Genomic DNA, 21,736 nt, shown 5'->3' with positions numbered 1-21,736 from the left:
GTCACACCTCCTTGGTTTCGGAATCGCCGCCGACCGCGGCGGGTGTGCGTTCGGCCACCGCGCGGCGGGCCCGCGGGCTCGGGGGTACCTGCAGATCCAGCGGGGGCACCGGGAAACTGCCCGGCGGGCGGGCGGCCAGTTGCTCCTCGATCGAGACCTGCCTCGGCTTGCGGCTGGCCGGCCAGAACAGCGCGATCAGCAGGACGACGATCACGAGACCGGCGATCGTCAGCCACTTGGTGGTCGAGGCGATGTTGTCGTTCGCGACCTTCACGTACGAGAGGAAGAGGATCCACACCAGGTTGACCGGGATGAGGACCTTCCATCCGAAGCGCATGAACTGGTCGTAGCGCATCCGGGGCAGCGTGGCGCGCAGCCAGATGAAGCCGAACAGGAAGATCAGGACCTTGAGGAGGAACCAGATCACCCCGAAGTAGCCGGCGCTGGCGCCGTGCCAGAACGCGGTGATCGGCCACGGGGCGCGCCACCCGCCGAGGAACAGCGTGGTGCAGAACGCCGAGACGGTGATCATGTTGATGTACTCGGCCAGGAAGAACATCGCGAACTTGAACGACGAGTACTCCGTGTGGAAGCCGCCGACCAGTTCGGACTCGGCCTCGGGGAGGTCGAACGGCGCCCGGTTCGTCTCGCCGACCGCCGCGATCATGTAGATCACGAAGCTCGGCAGGAGCAGCACCGCGTACCAGCCCGGTGCGGTCAGATCCATCCCGAAGATGTGCACCGGGTTGCCCTGGCCCTGCGCCTTCACGATCTCCGAGGTGCTCATCGTGCCGGCGGTCATGAAGACCGCGACGATCGAGAGACCCATCGCGACCTCGTACGAGATCATCTGCGCGCTCGACCGCAGACCACCCAGCAGCGGATAGGTCGAGCCGGACGCCCAGCCGGAGAGCACCACGCCGTAGACGCTCATCGAGGAGCAGGCCAGCAGCACCAGCACCGAGACCGGCACGTCGGTGAGCTGGAGCGCGGTCTGGTGGCCGAACATGTTGACCACGCCGGCGAACGGAATGACCGAGAACGCGGTGAAGGCCGTCGTGCAGGAGATCACCGGGGCGATGAAGTAGACCACCTTGTCGGCGGTCTTCGGGATGATCTCCTCTTTGAACGGCAGCTTCAGGCCGTCGGTGAGGCTCTGCAGCCAGCCCTTCGGCCCGACCTGGTTGGGGCCCGGCCGGACCGCCATCCGGGCCACGACCTTGCGCTCGTAGTTGATCGTGAAGAGGGTCAGCAGCAGCAGGACCACGAAGACGCCGACCAGCTTGATCAGCGAGATCCACCAGACGTCGTGGAACGGCAGCGTCGGGTCCTGGGCGGTTGCCGCCACAGTCATGGTGCTCATGCTTGTGCCCCCTCAGCGAGGATCGGGCCCGGCACGCCGGCGGTGAGCCGGACGATCGCGCCCGAGGTGACGCCGAGGCTGCGACGCACCGTCGAGCCCGGCGAGTTGGTGGGAAGCCACACCACCTGCGGGGGCAGGTCGGTGATCGCGGCCGGCAGCGAGACGCTGCCCCGGTCGGTGGCGGCCGTGAGCAGGTCGCCCTCGGCCACGCCGAGCGACTCGGCGAGGTCCTTGCCGATCCGCACCAGCGGCGGCCGGGCGGTGCCCTTGAGCACGTCGTCGCCGTCCAGCAGCGAGCCCATGTCGATCAGGTGGTGCCAGGTGGCGAGCACGGCCTCGTTCTTGCCGGGCTTCGGGGCCGCGGCCGCGGCGACGGTCGGCAGCGACGGGCGGGCGGCCCGGCTCGGCGGCATGGCGCCCAGCTCGCGCCGGATCGCCATCACGTCGCCGGTGCCCAGCGTTACTTCCAGGAGCGCGGCGATCGCCTCGAGGACCCGGCCGTCGGTCATCGCGGTGGTCGGCAGGACCGTCCCGAACGAGCGGAGCCGGCCCTCCCAGTCCATGAACGTGCCGGACTTCTCCTGGTCGGGGGCGACCGGCAGGACCACGTCGGCGCGCTCGGTCACCGCGCTGCCGCGGATCTCCAGGCTGACCACGAAGCCGGCCCGGTCCAGCGCCTGCAGGGCCAGCCGCGGGTCGGCCAGGTCGCCCGGGTCGACGCCGGCGACCAGAAGGCCGCCGAGCTCGCCGCTCGCCGCCGCCGCGATGATCCCGTCGGTGTCCCGGCCCACCGTGCCGGGCAAGTCGCCCGACTCGACGTTCCAGGCCGCGGAGAGCTCGGCGCGGGCCGCCGGGTCGGCGACCGGCCGGCCGCCGGGCAGCAGGTTGGGCAGGCAGCCGGCGTCGACCGCGCCGCGGTCACCGGCCCGGCGCGGCACCCACGCGAGGCGGGCGCCGGTGCGCTCGGCGGCGGCCGCCGCGGCGGAGAGCCCGCCCGGCGCCTCGACCAGGCGCTCGCCGACGATCAGCAGGGCGCCGGGCGTGCCGAGCGCCGCGGCCACCGCCGCGTCGCCGGCCAGCAGCTTGGCCTCCTCGCCGGGGGCGGCCGCGACCAGCGTTGCGCCGATCTTCGAGAAACCCCGGGTCAGGTACGGCGCGACCGCGGTGACCCGCAGCCTGCGCTTGGTGGCGGCCTTGCGCAGCCGCAGGAAGAGGATGGGGCACTCCTCCTCCGGCTCGAGGCCGGCGATGACCACGACCGGGGCGTTCTCGATGTCCTCGTAGGTCACGTCGGAGATCCCGCCGGCCACCGAGGCGGCGAGGAAGTCCGCCTCCTCGCCCCGGTTGGCCGCGGTGCCGATCGGGCGGGCCCGGAAGTCGATGTCGTTGGTGCCGAGGGCGACCCGGGCGAACTTGGCGTACGCGTACGCGTCCTCGACGGTCAGCCGACCACCCGTCAGCACGCCGACGCCGCCGGCGGCCTTGGCCGCCTTCAGACCCTCGGCCGCCGCGAGCAGCGCCTCACTCCAGGAGGCCTCGCGCACCTCTCCGGTGCTCGCGTCGCGGATCCGCGGCGTCATGATCCGGTCGTTGGCGGTGGCGTACCGGAAACCCCACCGGCCCTTGTCGCAGTTCCACTCCTCGTTCACCGCCGCGTCGTCGCCGGCCAGCCGGCGCAGCACCTTGCCGCGGCGGTGGTCGGCGCGCATCGAGCAGCCGGCCGAGCAGTGCTCGCACGCGGTCGGCGTGGAGACCAGGTCGAACGGGCGGGCCCGGAAGCGGTACTGCTCGCCGGTGAGCGCACCTACCGGGCAGATCTGGATGGTGTTGCCGGAGAAGTACGAGTTGAAGGGAACGTCGCCCTCGCCCTCGCCGACCTGCCCGTCGCCGGTGCCCCGGCCGCCGAAGAAGTCGTCCCGGTACACATTGATCTGCTCGCCGGAGGAGCGGTCCATCAGGTCGATGAACTTGTCGCCCGCGATCTCCTCGGAGAACCGGGTGCAGCGCTGGCAGAGGATGCAGCGCTCGCGGTCGAGCAGCACCTGGCTGGAGATGTGGATCGGCTTCTCGTACTCACGCTTGTGTTCGTGGAAGCGCGAGTCGGCGCGCCCGTTGGACATCGCCTGGTTCTGCAACGGGCACTCGCCGCCCTTGTCGCAGGTCGGGCAGTCCAGCGGGTGGTTGGCCAGGAGCAGCTCCATCACGCCGTGCTGGGCCTTGTCGGCCACCTCGGAGGTGAGCTGGGTCTTGACCACCATGCCCTCGGCGACCGCCTGGGTGCAGGAGGCGACCGGCTTGCGCTGCCCCTCGATCTCGACCAGGCACTGGCGGCAGGCGCCGGCCGGGGCGAGCAGCGGGTGGTCGCAGAACCGCGGAATCGCGATGCCCATCCGCTCGGCGACCCGGATGACCAGCTCGCCCTTCGCGGCGGTGACCTCGATGCCGTCGACGGTGAGCGTGACGGTATCCGTCTTCTTGGCTACGTCGGTCATTAGTGCGCTCCAACCAGAGCCTTGGCCGACAAGCGCGGCGCGGTCCGGCCCTCGATGTAGTCCAGGTAGTCCTGGCGGAAGAACTTCAACGTCGAGATGACCGGCGTCGCGGCGCCGTCACCGAGACCGCAGAACGACCGGCCGAAGATGTTGTCGGCGGTGTCCTGCAGGGTGTCGAGGTCGCTGTGAGTGCCCTCGCCGGAGAGGATCCGCCGGTACGTGCGGACCATCCAGTAGTTGCCCTCCCGGCACGGGGTGCACTTGCCGCACGACTCGTGGTGGTAGAACTCCAGCCACCGCCAGGTCGCGTAGACCGGGCAGTCCTTGTCGCTGAAGATCTGCATGGCCGTGGTGCCGAGGATCGAGCCCGCGGCGGCGACGCCCTCGAAGTCCATCGGGGTGTCGATGTGCTCGGCGGTCAGCAGCGGGGTCGACGAGCCACCCGGCGTCCAGAACTTGAGCTCGTGGCCCGGCTTCATGCCGCCCGCCAGCTCGATCAGCTCGCGGAGGGTGATGCCGAGGCCGCACTCGTACTGGCCGGGGTTGGCGATCCGGCCGGAGAGCGAATAGATCATCGGGCCCGACGACTTCTCGGTGCCCATGCTCTTCCACCAGTCGGCGCCGCCGAGCACGATGTACGGCACGCTCGCGATGGTGCCGACGTTGTTGACCACCGTCGGACTCGCGTACAGGCCGGCGATGGCCGGGAAGGGCGGGCGCAGCCGGGGCTGGCCGCGGAAGCCCTCCAGCGAGTCCAGCAGCGCGGTCTCCTCGCCGCAGATGTACGCGCCGGCGCCACTGTGCACGACCAGGTCCAGGTCGAAGCCCGAGCCCAGGATGTTGGTGCCGAGGTAACCCTTCGCGTACGCCTGCTTGACCGCGTGCCGCAGCCGGCGGGCCGCGTGCACGGCCTCACCGCGGATGTAGATGAACGCGCGGTTGGCCCGGATCGCGTACGAGGCGATGATCGCGCCCTCGATCAGCGCGTGCGGGTCGTACGTCATCAGGGGCAGGTCCTTGCAGGTGCCCGGCTCGCCCTCGTCCGCGTTGATGACCAGGTAGTGCGGCTTTCCGTCGCCCTGCGGGATGAACGACCACTTGAGACCGGTCGGGAAGCCCGCACCGCCACGGCCGCGCAGACCCGAGTCCTTGATCAGCTGGATCAGGTCGTCGGGGTGCACATCGAGCGCCTTCTTGAGGGCCGCGTAGCCGTCCAGCCGCTCGTAGACGTCGATCTTCCAGGCGTCCGGCGAGAGCCAGCGCTTGGTGAGGACGGGAGTCAGCTTCTCGAGAACCTCACGCCGTGGCTGCGTCACTTTTTCTCCTCGCGAGCCGGCTTGGTCTTGGCGATCGGGGCGTCGAGGCGGAAGTTCGGCACCGCGACCCCGTGCTGCTGGGCCAGGCTCACGCCGCGCAGCGTGGACGCGCCGGCCGGCCCGTCGCCGACCGCGCCCTCCCGCTCGTCGGCGAAGCCGGCCAGCTGGTGCTGCATCTGTTTGAGCGAGCAGATCCGGGCGCCGCGGCTCGGCGTCGGGAGCTCGCCCTTGCGCAGGCTCTCCACCAGCTCGACCGCACTGTCCGGGGTGGCCTCGTCGATGGCGAAGTCGTAGTTGACCGTCACCACCGGCGCGTAGTCGCAGGCCGCCAGGCACTCGGCGTGCTCCAGCGTGATCCGGCCGTCGGCGGTGGTCTCGTCGTGGCCCACGCCCAGATGGTCGTTGAGCCGGTCGTAGACGTCCTGGCCGCCCATCATGTTGCACAGCGTGTTGGTGCAGACGCTGACCAGGTAATCGCCGGTGGGGCGCCGCTTGTACATGGTGTAGAACGTGGCGACCGCGCCGACCTGAGCCTTGTTGATGCCCAGGACCTCGGCGCAGAAGGCGACGCCGTTGGGGCTGACGTACCCCTCCTCGGTCTGCACCAGGTGCAGCAGCGGGAGCAGCGCCGAGCGGCTGCGGCCTTCCGGGTACCGCGCGATGATCTCGAGCGCGGCGGGGAGCAGCTTCTCCGCCAGCGGCGCCGCCGCGGGGGAGAACTCGATGGTCGAATCGGACATTTAGCGGTCACACCCACCCATCACCGGGTCCAGGGACGCGCCGCCGGCGATCACGTCGGCCAGCAGCGCGCCTTCGGCCATCGCGGGGATGGCCTGCAGGTTCACGAAGCTCGGGTCGCGCATGTGCACCCGGTACGGATGGGTGCCGCCGTCCGAGACCGCGTGCACGCCGAGTTCGCCGCGCGGGTGCTCGATGCCGACGTAGACCTGGCCGGGCGGAACCCGGAAGCCCTCGGTCACGAGCTTGAAGTGGTGGATCAGGGACTCCATCGACTGACCCATGATCTTGGCGACGTGCTCGAGCGAGTTGCCCATGCCGTCGATGCCGACCGCGAGCTGCGCCGGCCAGGCGATCTTCTTGTCCGCGATGAAGATCGGGCCGGGCTTCAGCCGGTCGAGCGCCTGCTCCACGATCTTGAGCGACTCCCTGATTTCGGCGATCCGCACCAGGTAGCGGCCCCACACGTCGCCGGTGGTCGCGGTCGGCACGTCGAACTCGTAGTCCTCGTAGCCGCAGTACGGCATGGTCTTGCGCAGGTCCCAGGCCAGGCCGGCGGCGCGCAGCACCGGGCCGGTGGTGCCGAGCGCGAGGCAGCCGGTGACGTCCAGGACGGCCACGCCCTGGGTCCGCTGCTGCCAGACGATCTGGCCGGAGAGCAGTGCCTCGTACTCCTTGAGCTTCTTCGGCATGTAGACGAGGAAGTCGCGGATCTTCTTGATCGCCGACTCGGGGATGTCCTGCGCGACGCCGCCGGGGCGGAAGTACGCGTGGTTCATCCGCAGCCCGGAGGTCTCCTCGAAGATGTCCAGGATGTACTCGCGCTCGCGGAAGCCGTACAGCATCATCGAGATCGCGCCGAGCTCCATGCCCGTGGTGGCGATCCAGACCAGGTGCGAGGAGATCCGGTTGAGCTCCATGAAGAGCACCCGGATCGTGTTGGCCCGCTCGGTGATCTGGTCGGTGATGCCGAGCAGCTTCTCCACCGCGAGGCAGTAACCGGCCTCGTTGAACAGCGGCGCGAGGTAGTCGGCCCGGGTCACGAACGTGGTGCCCTGGGTCCAGTTGCGGTATTCGAGGTTCTTCTCGATGCCGGTGTGCAGGTAGCCGACGACGGGACGGACCTCGGTGACCGTCTCGCCCTCCAGCTCCAGGACCAGCCGGAGTACGCCGTGCGTGGACGGGTGCTGGGGGCCCATGTTGACGACGATCTTCTCGTTCGACAGCGGGTCGACGCTGCCGGTGATCGTGTCCCAGTCGCCGCCGGTGACCGTGAAGACGCGGCCCTCGGTGGTCTCGCGTTCGGTTGCATAGCCTGAGGAAACAGAGCCCGATGTCACTGGTAGACCCTCCGCTGATCAGGAGGCGGAATCTCGGCGCCTTTGTATTCGACGGGCACGCCGCCGAGCGGGTAGTCCTTGCGCTGCGGGTGGCCCTCCCAGTCGTCCGGCATGAGGATCCGGGTCAGGTTGGGGTGGCCGGTGAAGATGACCCCGAACATGTCGTACGTCTCCCGCTCCTGCCAGTCGGCGGTGGGGTAGACGCCCGTGACGCTCGGGACGGGTTCGTCGACGGCGACGGCGACCTCGAGCCGCACGCGGCGACGGTAGGTCATCGAGGTCAGGTGGTACGTGACGTGCAGCCGGCGGGCGTCGCTGTTGAGGTAGTCCACGCCGGACACCGAGGAGCAGAGCTCGAACCGCAGCGACTCGTCGTCCCGCATGATCTGCGCGACCTCGGCGATCCGCTCCGGCTTTACGTGCAGGGTCAGCTCGCCCCGGTCGACGACGACCTTCTCGATCGCGTCGGCGAAGTGCGGGTACGCCTCCTCCAGCGCGTCGGTGACGTCGTCGAAGTACCCGCCGTACGGCTTCGGGCTGCCGGTCACCTCGGGCCGCCGGCGGACCAGGCCGCCGAAGCCGGAGACGTCACCGGTGCCGGTGATGCCGAACATGCCCTTCTGCGGGTTGGGCGGTACCTGTGCCGGGGCGTCGATGTCGGCGCCCACCGGCTCGGCGTTGACCGGGACTCCCCCGGTCGATTCGATGCTCACTTCCCATCCTCCCGCAGGTGCGGCTGCAGCTTCATCCAGTTCTCGATCCGCAGCTGTTCCTCGCGGCCTTCCTTGACGGCCTGGGTCCACTCCGCACGCCGGGTCTTGTCCACCCGGTACGACGAGGGCATGGCGCCGGGCGCGACGATCGGCATGTTGCCGGCGGCCTTACGGGCCTCCAGCATCTTGCGGCCGTTCGGGCCGAGCGGCTGGTGCAGCACCTTCTCGCGCATCTTGAGGATGGCGTCGATCAGCATCTCCGGACGCGGCGGGCAGCCGGGCAGGTAGATGTCGACCGGGACGATGTGGTCCACACCCTGGACGATTGCGTAGTTGTTGAACATGCCGCCGGACGACGCGCAAACACCCATCGAAATGACGGAGCGCGGTTCGGGCATCTGGTCGTAGATCTGCCGGACGACCGGGGCCATCTTCTGGCTCACCCGGCCGGCGACGATCATCAGGTCGGCCTGGCGGGGCGAGGCCCGGAAGACCTCCATGCCCCAGCGGCCGAGGTCGTAGTGCGGGCCGCCGGCCGCCATCATCTCGATGGCGCAGCAGGCGAGACCGAACGTCGCACCCCAGAACGACGACTTGCGGGCCCAGTTGGAGAGCTTCTCGACCGACGTCAGGAGGATTCCGGCGGGGAGTTTCTCTTCGATTCCCATGTCAGATCAGTCCCAGTTGAGTCCGCCGCGTCGCCACACGTAGGTGTAGGCGATGAAGACGGTGACGATGAACAGGACCATCTCCACGAAGCCGAACACGCCGAGCATCCGGAAGGACACGGCCCACGGGTACAGGAAGATGGTCTCGATGTCGAAGATGATGAAGAGCATCGCGGTCAGGTAGAACTTCACCGGGAACCGGCCGCCGCCGATCGGCTGCGGCGCCGGTTCGATCCCGCACTCGTACGCGTCGAGTTTTGCCCTGTTGTAGCGCTTCGGGCCGACGATCGGCGCGATACCCACCGAGAACAACGCGAAGGCCGCGCCCAGGATCATCAACGCGACGATCGGGACGTACGGGTTGATCGTCATGATCTCTCCTGCTCGAACGTTAGCCGCTTCACACTATTAATCCGATTCGGCGTGGCGTCGACCGGGGTCTCCTCGCTGCTCATACGGCAGGCGCCACCTTGGTCAGGCCATTGATGATCCGGTCCATGGCGTCGCCGTCGCGCGGGTCCGTCAGGTTGGCCAGGAGCTTGAGCACGAACCGCATCAGGGTCGGGTGTGGCATGCCGTGCTTGGTGGCGATCCGCATGATCTGGGGGTTTCCGATCAGCTTCACGAATACCCCGCCGAGCCGGTAGTAGCCGCCGAAGCGCAGGCTCAACTCGGCCGGGTAGGCCCGGAGAGCGCGTTCACGGTCGGCGCCGGCGGGCCGGGCGAGCGCCTGCACGGCGACCTCCGCGGCCAACTCGCCGGACTCCATCGCGTACGCGATGCCCTCGCCGTTCATCGGGTTGACCATGCCGCCGGAGTCGCCGACCAGCATCAGGCCCCGGGTGTAGTGCGGCACCCGGTTGAAGCCCATCGGCAGCGCGGCGCCGAGGATCGGGCCGTCCGCATTGGTCTCGTCCCGCATCCCCCAGTCCTCGGGGGTGCCGGCCAGCCAGTCGGTGAGCATGGCCTTGTAGTTGGTCTTGCCGAAGGCGCTGGACGAGTTGAGGATGCCGAGGCCCACGTTGACCCGGCCGTCACCCAGCCCGAAGATCCAGCCGTAGCCGGGGAGCAGGCGGTCGCGGTCGCTCGCGCTGCGCAGCTCCAGCCAGGACTCCAGGTAGTCGTCGTCGGCGCGGACCGGGGAGTGGTAGTAGCGCCGGACCGCGACGCCGAGCGGCCGGTCGTCGCGCTTGGCCAGGCCCATGGCGAGCGGCAGCTTGCCGGAGACGCCGTCCGCGGCGATCACCAGCGGGGCACGGAACTCGACCGGCTCCTTGCCCTCGCCGATCTTCGCGGTGACGCCGATCGCCCGGCCCTCGCCGTCGAGGATCGGGCCGGTCACGTTCACCCTTGTGCGCAGCAGCGCGCCGGCCTCGACCGCGCGCTTGGCCAGCATGTCGTCGAAGTCGAGCCGGGTGCGGACCAGGCCGTAGTTCGGGAAGCTGGCCAGGTCGGGCCAGTCGAGCTCGAGGCGGATCCCACCGCCGATCACCCGCAGCCCCTTGTTCTGCAGCCAGCCGGCCTTCTCCGAGGTGTCGATGCCCATCCGCACGAGCTGTCGCACGGCCCGTGGGGTCAGGCCGTCACCACACACCTTCTCGCGCGGGAACTCCGTCTTTTCGAGCAGCAGAACCCGCAGGCCGTGCCGGGCCATGTGGTAGGCCGCCGCTGAGCCCCCCGGCCCGGCTCCGACCACGATCACGTCGGCCTCGTCCCCAAGCTCCGACGACTCAGCCGGCCCCGACGACACTGGGTTGTGCACGGCACACCTCCGTCTCGTGCGGGCTAGTGAAACAGTTCACAAGCCCACCCAGATCGGAGTCTAAGACGGCCATCGAAGCCCGTTCGGGTTAGGCAACCCTAACTGTTTCGCGCTGGTGAAATGCCCGATCCGCTATCGCTCAAGGCCCGCTCTGTTTCATTGCGCGACTCTTGGTGCAGGTACTCCCGAAAACTACCGCCCATCGCCCGCTCGAGACCCGCGATCAGCTCATCTACTAAATCCTGCGCGAGCTCCGGGTCCTCGGCGGCCACCATGCGAATCCGGGCGGCCAGTTCCATCCCCCGACGCTCGCCGGCTTCGGCGTCATCGATGGCGATATCTATATCGGTGTCTTCCAGATGCCCGAAGTTGGTCATACACGTAGCAAAACACTAATCGTGGGCTTTGGTGCGCAATATGACCCGTTTTATACCCGTGTGGCGCGGTGGAGGGCGACGATTCCGCCACTCAGGTTCCGCCATCCCACCCGGCTCCACGGCCCGGCGGCGCCGATCCGGGCGGCCAGGCCGGCCTGGTCCGGCCAGGCGCGAATCGACTCCGCGAGATAGACGTACGCCTCGGGATTGCTCGACACACCGCGCGCCACCGCGGGCAGCGACCGCATCAGGTATTGCAGGTAGACGGTGCGGAACGCCGGCTGCACCGGGTGGCTGAACTCGCAGACCACCAGCCGGCCGCCGGGCCGGGTCACCCGGGCCAGCTCGTGCAGCGCCGCCTCGGTGTCCACCACGTTGCGCAGGGCGAAGGAGATGGTGACGGCGTCGAAGGTCCCGTCGGCGAACGGCAGTCGCAGCGCGTCCCCGGCCAGCAGCGGAACCTGCGGCCGCACGGCGCGACCGGCCCGCAGCATGCCGATCGACAGGTCGGCGCCGACCGCGAAGGCGCCCGACCGGGCCAGTTCCTCGGTCGAGACGCCGGTGCCGGCGCCCACGTCCAGAACCCGTTCGCCGGGGCGCAGGCCGAGGGCGGTCCGGGTCGCCCGGCGCCAGCCCCGGTCCTGGCCGAAGGAGAGCACGGTATTGGTGAGGTCGTATCGCTTGGCCACGCCGTCGAACATCTCGGCGACCTCGTGCGGCTGCTTGTCCAGATCTGCGCGCGTCACGAGGGCAACTCTGCCAGGTCGCACGAAAATAGAGTGGGCGGGATGGTTGCCCATCCCGCCCACTCCTTGTGCGTTATATATACGACCGCAGCGGGTCGGGTCCGCGGAGTCAAGCTCGCGCCTGACGTTCCAAGGAAGTTCTCAGGTCTTACGCGAGGAACGTAACCAGCGTGAACAGGGTGGTGAAGGGGTTTAGGCGGCTCGTTACGAAGGAGCAATCAGCCCCACGCCGCTTTACCGACCCCCACCTGTCCGAACGGACAACGACGACCCCCAGATATGGCGTGTCTACTTGACGTCGACCAAGGGAAGGTTTTTCCGGCCGCCCTCCGGCATCGCGATCGAGGAGAAGTGCGACACCACTCGGTCGTCGGTCGGGTCGTCGGCCTCGGTCCGGTGGACCGCGAGGTGGCGGTAGAGGGTGTCACGCTGCGCCGGAACGCGGCCGGCGCTGCGGATCATCCAGATCAGCTCGTGCAGGTTCGACCGGTGCCGGGCGCCGGCCGAGGAGATCACGTTCTCCTCCAGCATGATCGAGCCGAGGTCGTCGACGCCGATGTGCAGCGACAGCTGGCCGACGTCCTTGCCGGTGGTCAGCCAGGACGCCTGCAGGTGCGCGACGTTGTCGAAGAACAGCCGGGACACCGCGATGAACCGCAGGTATTCCATCGTCGTGGCCTGGGTGCGGCCCTTGAGGTGGTTGTTCTCCGGCTGGTACGTCCAGGGGATGAAAGCCCGGAATCCCCCCACCTGGTGGGAGGTCTCGACGGCGTCGTCCCGGTAGCCGTTCGCCACGGCCAGGTCCTGGCAGTCGCGGATCATGCGGATGTGCTCGATGCGCTCGGCGTTGGTCTCGCCGGTGCCCATCATCATCGTCGCGGTCGAGGACAGCCCGTTGCGGTGCGCGGTGGTCATCACCTCGATCCAGCGGGCGCCGCTCTCCTTGAGCGGGGCGATCGCCTTGCGCGGCCGGTCGGGCAGCATCTCGGCGCCGGCCCCGGCGATCGAGTCGAGCCCGGCCGCCTTGATCCGAAGCACCGCTTCCTCGATCGAGACGCCGGAGACCTTGGCCATGTGCAGGATCTCGCTGGGCCCGATCGAGTGGATCGCGAGTTGCGGGTACGCCGCCTTGACGCTGGAGAAGAGCTGCTCGTAATACTCGACGCCGAACTCGGGGTGGTGGCCGCCCTGCAACATCACCTGGGTGGCGCCCAGGTCGACCGCCTCGGCGCAGCGGTGCAGGATCTCCTCCATCGGGTGGGCCCAGCCCTCGCGGTGCTTGGGTGCCCGGAAGAAGGCGCAGAACTTGCAGGCCGTGACGCACACGTTCGTGTAGTTGATGTTCCGGTCGATCAGGTACGTCACGATGCCGTCCGGGTACCGCCGGCGGCGCACCGTGTCGGCTGCCTCGCCCAGCGCGTGGAAGGGCGCCTCGGTGTAGAGAAGCAGCGCCTCCTCCGGGGTGATGCGCCCACCGTCGGCCGCGCGCTGCAGAATGCTGTCGATCTCACGGTTCCCGGTCACGTCTCGAAGATTACGTCCCCGGTTCGGCCTACGACAGCGGCGCGGGTCACCGTCGTACCCTCGATGCCGTCGCTTCTGGGGGTGGGTGTGCTCGTCGTTCAGGGATGCTGGCTGCCCGGCCGGCTCGCGCTCTGGGCCGAGGGCGGCACCACGCTGCCTGACTTTTCTGAAATGTCACTCGAAACGGTCACGCTTCGGCTGCCGGGCACCGCGAAGGGTCCCGCGCCCTCGCCGGAGACCGGGGTCGAAGCGCCCAAGCGGGTGAGCCTGCGGTCGTACCAGATCCCGGCGCAGGTCGCGCCCGGCCCGGCGGCGCTGGCCGCGCTGGCCGCGGTCGAGCCGAACGGGGACTGGCTGCCCGCGGCGTCGCTGCGCTACCTGCAACTGCTGGCCGGGTTCGCCTGCGATCTCGCGCGCCGCGGCCGGATGCTCCCCCAGCTGGTCCTCGAGGCCGGTGTGCCGACCGCCCGCTGGCGCCCGGTGATCACCGGCGGGGACGCGGCCGTCTATCGCGACTTCGCCGCCGCCATGCCGCCGGTGGTCCGGGCCGCGGACACCGGGGTGGGCCGCACCCTGCGCGACGCGCTCGACGCCCTGGTCGACTCCGCCGCCCGCACGATGCTGCCGGAGCGGCTGCTGCTCGGTCACCGGGCCGGCCGCAAGGCGCCGCTGCCCGACCGCTGGATCGCCGCGCTCACCGCCGACGACCCGAGGCTGCCGGAGAGTCGCCCGGAGGAGGTACGCGAGCTCGGCACGGCGCTCGGCGACTGGCTGCGTGCCGCCAACGAGGCGAACGGGCCGGTCCGGGTGAGCTTCCGGCTGGCCGAGCCGGTCCCCGGGTCGGATGCGTGGCGGCTGTCGTTCGCCCTGCAGTCGGCCGAGGACCCGAGCCTCTGGCTTCCGGCCGCCGACGTCTGGGACGGCGCCCGCTTCCCCGGCATGCCGCCGCGGCCGGACGAGATGCTGCTCGCCGGGCTGGGCCGGGCGGTCCGGCTCTTCCCGCTGCTGCACGTCGCGCTGGCCGACCAGCGGCCGGCCGAGATGGAGCTGGCCACCGGCGAGGCGCACGACTTCCTCCGGCAGGCCGCGCCGCTGCTGCAGGCCGCCGGCTTCGGGGTGCAGCTGCCGACCTGGGCCGGGCGCAAGGCGGTCGGCCTCAAGCTGACCACCCGGTCGAAGAGTTCGTCGAAGAGCCGGGCGGTGGCCGCATCGGGCTTCGGGCTGGAGCAGCTGGTCGACTTCCGGGTCGATCTGGTCATCGGCGAGCACGTGGTGAGCGCCGAGGAGCTGGCCGAGCTGGCCCGGCTGAAGGTGCCGCTGGTCCGCGTCCGCGGGCAGTGGGTGGAGCTGGACGATCGGCAGCTCAAGGCCGCGCTGCGGGCGGTGGACCAGCGACGCGCGGGCGAGCTGACCGCGGGTGAGGTGCTCCAGCAGGTGATCGACGGCGGCGAGGAGGACCTGCCGCTGGTCGAGGTGGACGCCGACGGGGAGCTCGGTGACCTGCTGTCCGGGCAGGCGGCCGAGCGGATCGCGCCGCTGCCGACGCCGCCGGGGTTCCAGGGGACGCTCCGCCCGTACCAGGAACGCGGTCTTTCCTGGCTGCACTTCCTCTCGCGCCTGGGGTTGGGCGGGATCTTGGCGGACGACATGGGCCTGGGCAAGACCGCCCAGACGCTGTCCCTCCTGCTGACCGATCGGAAAGGCCCGACTCTGCTGATCTGTCCGATGTCCCTGGTCAGCAACTGGCAGAAGGAAGCCGCCAGATTTGCCCCGTCAATCCGGGTGTATGTCCACCATGGTGCATCCCGCAGCCGCGCGAGCCTGGACGAGGCCGATCTGACCATCACGACCTACGGCACCGCCGTGCGCGATTTGTCCACTTTAAGCCAAATATCGTGGGAACGGGTCGTCTGCGACGAGGCCCAGGCGATCAAGAACAGCGGCACCCGGCAGGCCCAGGCAGTGCGCACGATCAAGGCGCGTACCAGGATCGCCCTCACCGGCACCCCGGTGGAAAACCACCTGGCCGAGCTCTGGTCCATCATGGACTTCTGCAACCCCGGGCTGCTCGGCCCGGCGAAACGGTTCCGCCGCCGCTTCCAGGAGCCGATCGAGGTACGCCAGGACGAGGACGCCGCGGCCGCCCTCAAACGCGCGACCGGCCCGTTCGTGCTGCGCCGGCTCAAGACCGACAAGACGATCATCTCGGACCTGCCGGAGAAGAACGAGATGAAGGTCTGGTGCACGCTCACCCCCGAGCAGGCGACGCTCTACCAGGCCGTGGTCGAGGACATGATGGCCACGATCGAGAGCACCGAGGGGATCGAGCGCCGCGGCAACGTGCTCGCCGCGATGACCAAGCTCAAGCAGGTCTGCAACCACCCGGCGCACCTGCTCAAGGACGGTTCCCGGCTGCCGTCGCGCTCGGGCAAGCTGGCCCGGCTCGAGGAACTGGCCGAGGAGATCATCGAGGACGGGGACAAGGCGCTCGTCTTCACGCAGTACTCGGAGTGGGGGTCGCTGCTTCAGCCGTACCTCACCGCCCTTCTCGACCGGCCGGTGCTGTGGCTCCACGGTGGACTGCCCAAGGCCCGGCGGGACGAGATGGTCGAGCGGTTCCAGACCGACGACGAGCCGATGCTTTTCCTTCTCTCCCTCAAGGCGGCCGGAACCGGGCTGAACCTGACCGCCGCGAACCACGTCGTCCACTTCGACCGGTGGTGGAATCCCGCGGTCGAGGACCAGGCGACCGACCGTGCGTTCCGGATCGGGCAGTCGCGGGACGTACAGGTCCGGAAGTTCATCTGCACCGGCACGCTGGAAGAGAAGATCGACGCGATGATCGAACGGAAGAAGGCGCTCGCCTCGTCGGTGGTCGGCACCGGCGAGGACTGGATCACCGACCTGAACACCGACCAGCTGCGCGAGCTGTTCTCTTTGGACAGTGGGGCGGTGCGCTGAGATGCCGATCGATCCCGAGGGCCGATTCTTCGAGGGCGCCAAGCCGATCGCCGTCGACGGCGGCATCGCGGTGCGCGCCAAGCGCGGCAAGATCGGCGAGCAGTGGTGGTCGCGGCGCTTCGTCGACGTCCTGGAACGCGTCTGCGACGGCGGGCGGCTCGCCCGCGGGCGGGCTTACGCCCGCAAGGGCCAGGTCATGGACTTCCAGCTCGCCGCGGGCAAGGTGACGGCTCGGGTGCAGGGTTCCCGACCGCAGCCGTACGAGGTGAGCATCGGCATCGCCGCCTTCGACGCCACACAGTGGGCGGACGTGACGGAGTCGCTCGGCGGTCGAGCGCTCTACCGGGCCGCGCTGCTGGCCGGCGACATGCCCCGGGAGATTCTCGACGTGTTCGCCGAGCACGGCCTGCCGCTCTTCCCCGATCGGCTGGACATCCGGTGCAGCTGCCCGGATTGGGGCGTGCCCTGCAAACATGGCTCCGCGGTGCTGTACGTGCTGGCCGAGGCGTTCGACGACGACCCGTTCCTGGTGCTGGCCTGGCGCGGGCGCGACCGGGAGACGCTGCTCGCCGCGCTGCGCGGCACGCCCGAGCCGGTCGAGGCGGTCGACCCGCTCGCGGTCGACGAGACGCCGCTCGAGGACCACCTGGCCGACTTCTACGCCCCCGGCATGAGCCTGAGCCGGCTGCGCGAGCGGCCGTCCCGGGTCGCCACGCCGCCCGAGCTGCTGCTGCGGGCCCTGGACGCGCCGCAGGTGAAGGTGCGGCACATCCCGCTGACCGACCTGCTGCGCTCGGCGTACCGCGGGCTCGCGGAGTCGCCGTCCACCGAGGACGACGACTCCCTCGACTAGGTCAGCCCTTCCGCCATTTCTGGTTTGCCGAGCCGGCGCAGTCCCAGAGCTGGAGCTTCGCGCCGTCGGCCGAGTTCACGTCGACGATGTCGACGCACTTGTTCGCCTGCGGGTTGACCAGGTCGCCGGCGCTGCTGAGCACGAACTGTTGCGCGCCGGTGCCGTTACAGGTCCAGAGCTGGACCGCGGCGCCGTTCGCCGTGGAGCCGCCCGACACGTCCATGCACTTGCCGTTCTGGCTGGCCAGCGTGCCGTTCGTGAAGGTCCATTTCTGCGCGTTGGTGCCGTTGCACGGCCACATCTGCAGCCGGGCACCGTCGACGAAGTTCGAGCTCGGCACGTCGATGCACTTGTCGTTGAGCGAGCTGATCACGGAGACCGCGGTCGGGGTGGTGCCGCCGCCACCGCCACCGCTGAACGGCGAGAGCACGATGCCGGCCGACCGCGGGTCACCGTCGTTGACCAGGGACTCGAAGTTGCCGACGTCGTCGAAGGGGAACGCGTAGGCCTTGCCGTCGGCCATGTTCGCGTGGATCACCTTGGCGTACACGTTGGTGGGGTTGTTCTGGTAGAACTGCGCGGCGTTGGTGCTCGGCTGGGTGTCGATCGTGCCGAGCGTGCCGCGGTTGAGGGCGGCGCAGAGCGTACGGGAAATGGGCCCGACGACCTGGTCGTTCGGCGCCGGGAGATCGCCCGCGCAGCCCCACACGCTGGCCGAGGACGGCTTGTTGAACGAGGCGACCTGGGCGCCCGAGGAGTTGGTGAAGTTCATGACGTTGCCCGAGGTCCGGCCGAAGTACTTGGTGTTCGGCTGGTCGGCGAAGGGCACCACGGTCAGTGTCTTCCCGGTGTACGCATTCCACGCCGAGGAGATGTACGAGTCGAGATACGTACTGCTCAACAGCCCGGCGCCGGCCGCCTTGCCGGGCGAGAGGACCCGCAGCACGGTCCCGTCCGACCGGGTGTAGACGGTGTTCGCCCAGCCCGAGGTGCCGCGAATCGTGTTGATCACGCTGTCCCGGCCGTTCGCGACCAGATCGCCGGTGCGTTTGGTGACGCCGGCGCTGTTCGTGACGGTCACGGCGTGCGGCACCGCGAACATGTCGACCTGAGAGCTGTTCAACCACAGGCCGGAGTCGTTGTAGGTGAACTCGCTCCAGTCGAACAGGATGTTCTGGTTGGCGTCGCCGGCCGCCCACGGCGCGGGCTGCACCAGCCCGTCCGGGGTCAGGTAGAACTTCAGCTTCTCGCCGAGCGAGAAGTAGACCCGGCCGGAGAACCCGCGCGGGAAGTTGATCGTGGTGCTGCCGCCGTTGCCGGGGCCGCCGATCGAGACGTCCGGCGCGGGCGACGGCGGGATCTGCCCGCCGCTCCACGCGGTGAAGGCGCCGCCCTGGTTGACGTATCCGAGCTTGCCCGAGGACAACTGGACGCCGAGGACGTACAGGTAGACGGCATCGCCGCGACCGGTGCTGTTGGTGACGGTGACCGGCAGGAGGTTGGGGCCGACGGCCTGGGCCGCCGACGGTTCGATGGCGGCCGCCAGTGGCACGGCCACCGCCAGGGCGGCGAGGGCGCGGAGGACTTTACGCACGGGGAGACACCTCTTTCCGCTGCTAGGGGGATGGGGGCGGAGAGCGCTCTCACCACAGGCTCAGCTTTGTTAACAACATGTGTCAATAGATAGGTACAGATGTACTTCGTCCCCGGGCAAACCTTGTACCGAACGGGCATAGGGTGGGCCGGTGACAGAGATGAGCTACCGCCGACTGGGCACGTCGGGCCTGGTCGTGTCCGTGGTCGGCATAGGCTGCAACAATTTCGGCCGCAAGCTCGACGCGGACGGCACCCGGGAGGTCGTCGAAGCGGCGATCGACGCCGGGATCACGCTGTTCGACACCGCGGACATCTACGGCACCCCGCACGGCACCTCCGAGCAGTTGCTCGGCGCCGCTCTCAAGGGCCGCCGCGACGACGTCGTGCTGGCCACCAAGTTCGGCATGAACATGGAGGGGCTCAACGGCAACGACTTCGGCGCCCGCGGCTCCCGGCGGTACGTCGTGCGCGCGGTCGAGGCCTCGCTGCGCCGGCTCGAGACCGACTACCTCGACCTCTACCAGCTGCATGAGCCCGACCCGGCCACCCCGATCGAGGAGACGCTGGCCGCCCTCGACGACCTGGTCCGCTCCGGCAAGGTGCGCTACCTGGGCAACTCCAATTTCGCCGGCTGGCAGATCGCGGACGCCGACTGGACCGCCCGGGCCGGCAACCTGACCCCGTTCATCAGCGCGCAAAACCGGTACAGCCTGCTCCAGCGCCAGGTCGAGGCCGAGGTGGTGCCGGCCTGCGAGCAATTCGGGCTCGGCCTGCTGCCGTTCTTCCCGCTCGACTCCGGCCTGCTCAGCGGCAAGTACCGGCGCAACGAGACGCCCGCCGCCGGCACCCGCCTGTCCCTGGATCGATACCAGCAGTTCCTGGACGCCGCCGACTGGGACACGATCGAGGCGCTCACCGCGTTCGGCGCCGAGCGCGGGCACAGCCTGCTCGAGGTGGCGATCGCCGGTCTCGCCGCGCGGCCCGCAGTGACGAGTGTCATCGCCGGGGCGACCAGCGCCGAGCAGGTGCAGGCCAACGCCGCGGCCGGGAGCTGGCAGCTCGACGCCGACGACCTGGCGGCCCTGGACGCGATCCTGGAGGGGTGAGCGGGTTTCAGACCTCGGCGAGGTGCGGGCCGTCGGCGGGGAGCTCGGGCACCTCGCCGCGCAGGGCGGCCCGGCGGGCGAACTCGCGCAGGCCGGCGATCTGCCGCTCACCGAGCGAGAAGTCGAGCGTCCGGAAGTACGTGGCCAGGGTCTGCGCGTCGAACGGCTCCCACCGCGCGGCGGCCTCGGCGGCCTGGTCGAGCTCGCCCAGGCACAGGTCGCGGGAGCGCTGGAACGCCTCGTGCACGTCCTTGACCGCCCCGGGGTTGACCGCGGCGTACTCCTTGCGGACCGCCCAGACCGCGAAGACCATCGGCAGCCCGGTCCAGTCGCGCCAGGCCTGGCCCAGGTCGGTCACGGTGAGGCCGAGGCGGGGCGCCTCGTACATCGCGCGCAGCGCCGGGTCGCCGATCAGCACGCCCGCGTCCGCCTCCATCAGCATCTGGGTCAGCTCGGGCGGACAGCGGAAATACTCCGGCTCGGCGCCGTACTTCTCGGACAGCAGCATCTGGGCCAGCATCACCCCGGTGCGCGAGGTCGAGCCGAGCGCCACCGGCCGCCCGTCGAGCTCGGCCAGCGGCCGGGTGGAGATCAGGTTGACCGAGAGCACCGGGCCGTCGCTGCCGACCGCGAGGTTGGGCAGCAGGAGCAGCTCGTCGGCGTGCCGTAGGTACTCGACCAGGGTGATCGGGCCGATGTCGAGCCGGCCGTCGACCAGGTCTTGGCTGAGCTTGTCCGGAGTGTCCTTGCGCAGGTCGACGTCGAGCAGGGCGCCGGAGCGCATCAGGCCCCAGTAGATCGGCAGGCAGTTGAGGAACTGGATGTGCCCTACCCGGGGCCGGTCGGCGACGTCGCTCATGACCTGGACGCTATCCCCTCCGCCACGGCTACCGGCATCGGGAGTTGATCGGGGTGGCTCGCATCGCACCGCGGCGCCGACACCGGTGTGCTGCTCTCGAACCCCGGTTGAACGCTGCCTGCGGTCGATTTGTCGGCTCTGGTCACGATCGGGATGGCGGCCAGGGCCGTGCCGAGTCCCAGGGCGCCGGCCGCGGCGACCAGCAGGCGGGGGTCGAAGTGGTCGACCAGCGGGCCGGCCACCAGCAGGCCCAGCAGGGACGCGGTCTGGACGGCGGCGGTCATCACCGCGAAGGCCCGGCCGTGGGCGGCGGCCGGCGCCCGATCGGCGACGATCACGAAGACGAAGACGTTGATGCCGCCGTTGCAGACGCCGCCGAGCAGCCAGAGCGGGATCAGCCAGCCGGCGCTGCCGACCGCGGCGCCGGCCAGGATCGGGGCGCACGAGCCGGCAACCAGGGCCAGCAGGGCGGGAACGGTGATCTTCCGCGGCGGGAAGCGGCCGAAGGCGGCACTGCCGAGGAGCATGCCGGCCGCCCAGGAGGCGCCCACGATGCCGTAGACCGTGGTCGACGCGTGCAGCGTGCCCCGGATGAAGAAGACATCGAAGACGTTGATCGCGTTGACGCCGGCGATGACCGCCGCCAACGAACCGATCATGACGGCGAGGACCCGATCATCCCGTACGCGGAAAGCCTGGTCCTGGGTTTGTTCTTGGTCGGTCCTGGCGGGGTGGCGGCGGGTGCGCACGGCCAGACCGGCGACGATCAGCGCCAGGTAGCTCATCGCGTCGAGCAGCAGCGGGAGGCGGCTGCCGCTCTGCCCGACCAGGATGCCGGCGAGCGCGGGGGCGATCAGCGCGCCCACGATCCCGGCGGTCTGGGTGAGGCCGCTCGCCCTGGCTAGGTCCTCCGGGCGGACCATGCGCGGGATCAGCGCGGAGAGGGTCGGCTGGGTGATCGCCAGGCCGCAGGCGAGCAGCGCGACCAGTCCGATGATCGCGATCGGGTTGCGCACGAACGCGAGGACCGCGCAGACCAGGCACTGGGCAAGGCCGGCCAGGACGAGGACGGTTCGGCTGTCCGCCCGATCGGCGATCCGGCCGGCGATCGGCGCGAGCAGGGCCAGCGGAAGGCTCGCCGCGATCAGCAGGCCGGAGACCGCGAGGCCGCCGTGGCCGGTCTGCTGCAGGACGAGAGCGAGGGTGGTGGCCGCGAGGAAGTCACCGCAGACCGAGACGCCGCGGCTGCCGGCGACGAGGTAGACGTCCGACCAACGAGAATCGCCAGATGTGAAGGACATACTTCGAAAGTATTCCTTCAC

17 protein-coding genes and 1 pseudogene are annotated in these 21,736 nt (G+C 69.7%); 3 read left to right on the top strand and 15 right to left on the bottom strand.

What is annotated here, in order from left to right:
* Window position 1: 1 nt before the first annotated feature.
* The 12 genes and pseudogenes from nuoH to mqnC form a co-directional block, all read right to left on the bottom strand.
* A complete protein-coding gene (gene nuoH, locus ODJ79_RS10380; RefSeq protein WP_263023249.1) occupies window positions 2-1,354 on the bottom strand; it encodes an NADH-quinone oxidoreductase subunit NuoH in 1,353 nt (450 codons plus the stop codon).
* 5 nt (window positions 1,355-1,359) lie between these two features.
* Window positions 1,360-3,855: an NADH-quinone oxidoreductase subunit G gene (locus tag ODJ79_RS10375; RefSeq protein WP_263023138.1), complete on the bottom strand. Its 2,496-nt coding sequence runs from the start codon at window positions 3,853-3,855 to the stop codon at window positions 1,360-1,362.
* Window positions 3,855-5,171: an NADH-quinone oxidoreductase subunit NuoF gene (nuoF, locus tag ODJ79_RS10370; RefSeq protein WP_263023137.1), complete on the bottom strand. Its 1,317-nt coding sequence runs from the start codon at window positions 5,169-5,171 to the stop codon at window positions 3,855-3,857. Before nuoF ends, ODJ79_RS10375 begins: the two co-directional genes overlap by 1 nt.
* A gap of 32 nt (window positions 5,172-5,203) precedes the next feature.
* Window positions 5,204-5,911: pseudogene (nuoE, locus tag ODJ79_RS10365) on the bottom strand (NADH-quinone oxidoreductase subunit NuoE); the annotation flags it as partial.
* Entirely contained in the window at window positions 5,912-7,249 is a 1,338-nt protein-coding gene (locus ODJ79_RS10360; protein WP_263023136.1) for an NADH-quinone oxidoreductase subunit D, read from the bottom strand. It lies immediately after the preceding pseudogene.
* Window positions 7,246-7,962: an NADH-quinone oxidoreductase subunit C gene (locus ODJ79_RS10355; RefSeq protein ID WP_263023135.1), complete on the bottom strand. Its 717-nt coding sequence runs from the start codon at window positions 7,960-7,962 to the stop codon at window positions 7,246-7,248. Before ODJ79_RS10355 ends, ODJ79_RS10360 begins: the two co-directional genes overlap by 4 nt.
* A complete protein-coding gene (locus tag ODJ79_RS10350; RefSeq protein ID WP_263023134.1) occupies window positions 7,959-8,630 on the bottom strand; it encodes a NuoB/complex I 20 kDa subunit family protein in 672 nt (223 codons plus the stop codon). The genes ODJ79_RS10355 and ODJ79_RS10350 overlap by 4 nt, the downstream gene beginning before the upstream one ends.
* A 6-nt stretch (window positions 8,631-8,636) precedes the next feature.
* Complete coding sequence (locus ODJ79_RS10345) at window positions 8,637-8,996, bottom strand: NADH-quinone oxidoreductase subunit A (RefSeq protein ID WP_411267294.1); 360 nt, start codon at window positions 8,994-8,996, stop codon at window positions 8,637-8,639.
* Between the two features lie 85 nt (window positions 8,997-9,081).
* Window positions 9,082-10,332 (bottom strand): geranylgeranyl reductase family protein, encoded by a 1,251-nt coding sequence (locus ODJ79_RS10340; protein ID WP_263023132.1) that lies wholly within the window; start codon window positions 10,330-10,332, stop codon window positions 9,082-9,084.
* A 158-nt stretch (window positions 10,333-10,490) separates the two neighbouring features.
* Window positions 10,491-10,769, bottom strand: coding sequence for a hypothetical protein (locus ODJ79_RS10335; protein WP_263023131.1), 279 nt, complete (start codon window positions 10,767-10,769; stop codon window positions 10,491-10,493).
* Between the two features lie 50 nt (window positions 10,770-10,819).
* Window positions 10,820-11,569, bottom strand: a complete 750-nt coding sequence (locus ODJ79_RS10330) for a demethylmenaquinone methyltransferase (protein ID WP_263023130.1) — start codon at window positions 11,567-11,569, stop codon at window positions 10,820-10,822.
* 234 nt (window positions 11,570-11,803) lie between these two features.
* Window positions 11,804-13,039 carry a cyclic dehypoxanthinyl futalosine synthase gene (gene mqnC, locus ODJ79_RS10325; protein WP_263023129.1) on the bottom strand — a complete coding sequence of 412 codons (1,236 nt, stop codon included), beginning with the start codon at window positions 13,037-13,039 and terminating at the stop codon, window positions 11,804-11,806.
* A gap of 171 nt (window positions 13,040-13,210) precedes the next feature.
* Between mqnC and ODJ79_RS10320 the strand changes: the two genes are divergently transcribed.
* Window positions 13,211-16,000, top strand: coding sequence for a DEAD/DEAH box helicase (locus tag ODJ79_RS10320; protein ID WP_411267293.1), 2,790 nt, complete (start codon window positions 13,211-13,213; stop codon window positions 15,998-16,000).
* Window position 16,001: 1 nt separating this feature from the next.
* Window positions 16,002-16,853: an SWIM zinc finger family protein gene (locus ODJ79_RS10315; protein ID WP_263023128.1), complete on the top strand. Its 852-nt coding sequence runs from the start codon at window positions 16,002-16,004 to the stop codon at window positions 16,851-16,853.
* Window position 16,854: 1 nt separating this feature from the next.
* Here the strand turns inward: ODJ79_RS10315 and ODJ79_RS10310 are convergent, their stop codons facing one another.
* Complete coding sequence (locus ODJ79_RS10310; RefSeq protein ID WP_263023127.1) at window positions 16,855-18,447, bottom strand: beta-1,3-glucanase family protein; 1,593 nt, start codon at window positions 18,445-18,447, stop codon at window positions 16,855-16,857.
* A gap of 160 nt (window positions 18,448-18,607) precedes the next feature.
* Here ODJ79_RS10310 and ODJ79_RS10305 point away from each other — a divergent pair, with 160 nt between their 5' ends.
* Window positions 18,608-19,555, top strand: coding sequence for an aldo/keto reductase (locus ODJ79_RS10305; RefSeq protein WP_263023247.1), 948 nt, complete (start codon window positions 18,608-18,610; stop codon window positions 19,553-19,555).
* 7 nt (window positions 19,556-19,562) lie between these two features.
* Here the strand turns inward: ODJ79_RS10305 and ODJ79_RS10300 are convergent, their stop codons facing one another.
* A complete protein-coding gene (locus tag ODJ79_RS10300) occupies window positions 19,563-20,414 on the bottom strand; it encodes a menaquinone biosynthetic enzyme MqnA/MqnD family protein (protein WP_263023126.1) in 852 nt (283 codons plus the stop codon).
* Window positions 20,411-21,715 carry an MFS transporter gene (locus tag ODJ79_RS10295; protein ID WP_263023125.1) on the bottom strand — a complete coding sequence of 435 codons (1,305 nt, stop codon included), beginning with the start codon at window positions 21,713-21,715 and terminating at the stop codon, window positions 20,411-20,413. Before ODJ79_RS10295 ends, ODJ79_RS10300 begins: the two co-directional genes overlap by 4 nt.
* Window positions 21,716-21,736: the final 21 nt, after the last annotated feature.

The organism is Actinoplanes sp. KI2 (genome assembly GCF_025630775.1).
Taxonomy (GTDB): Bacteria; Actinomycetota; Actinomycetes; order Mycobacteriales; family Micromonosporaceae; genus Actinoplanes.
Note: the sequence above shows the minus strand (reverse complement) of the source record. Positions and strands in the feature narration are given on the sequence as shown.

Coding starts and splice junctions, on each gene's coding strand:
- nuoH (WP_263023249.1), bottom strand. CDS start 1,354: ATGACTGTGGCGGCAACCGCCCAGGACCCGACGCTGCCGTTCCACGAC.
- ODJ79_RS10375 (WP_263023138.1), bottom strand. CDS start 3,855: ATGACCGACGTAGCCAAGAAGACGGATACCGTCACGCTCACCGTCGAC.
- ODJ79_RS10350 (WP_263023134.1), bottom strand. CDS start 8,630: ATGGGAATCGAAGAGAAACTCCCCGCCGGAATCCTCCTGACGTCGGTC.
- ODJ79_RS10335 (WP_263023131.1), bottom strand. CDS start 10,769: ATGACCAACTTCGGGCATCTGGAAGACACCGATATAGATATCGCCATC.
- ODJ79_RS10330 (WP_263023130.1), bottom strand. CDS start 11,569: ATGGGCAACCATCCCGCCCACTCTATTTTCGTGCGACCTGGCAGAGTT.
- ODJ79_RS10320 (WP_411267293.1), top strand. CDS start 13,211: ATGTCACTCGAAACGGTCACGCTTCGGCTGCCGGGCACCGCGAAGGGT.
- ODJ79_RS10315 (WP_263023128.1), top strand. CDS start 16,002: ATGCCGATCGATCCCGAGGGCCGATTCTTCGAGGGCGCCAAGCCGATC.
- ODJ79_RS10305 (WP_263023247.1), top strand. CDS start 18,608: ATGAGCTACCGCCGACTGGGCACGTCGGGCCTGGTCGTGTCCGTGGTC.
- ODJ79_RS10300 (WP_263023126.1), bottom strand. CDS start 20,414: ATGAGCGACGTCGCCGACCGGCCCCGGGTAGGGCACATCCAGTTCCTC.
- ODJ79_RS10295 (WP_263023125.1), bottom strand. CDS start 21,715: ATGTCCTTCACATCTGGCGATTCTCGTTGGTCGGACGTCTACCTCGTC.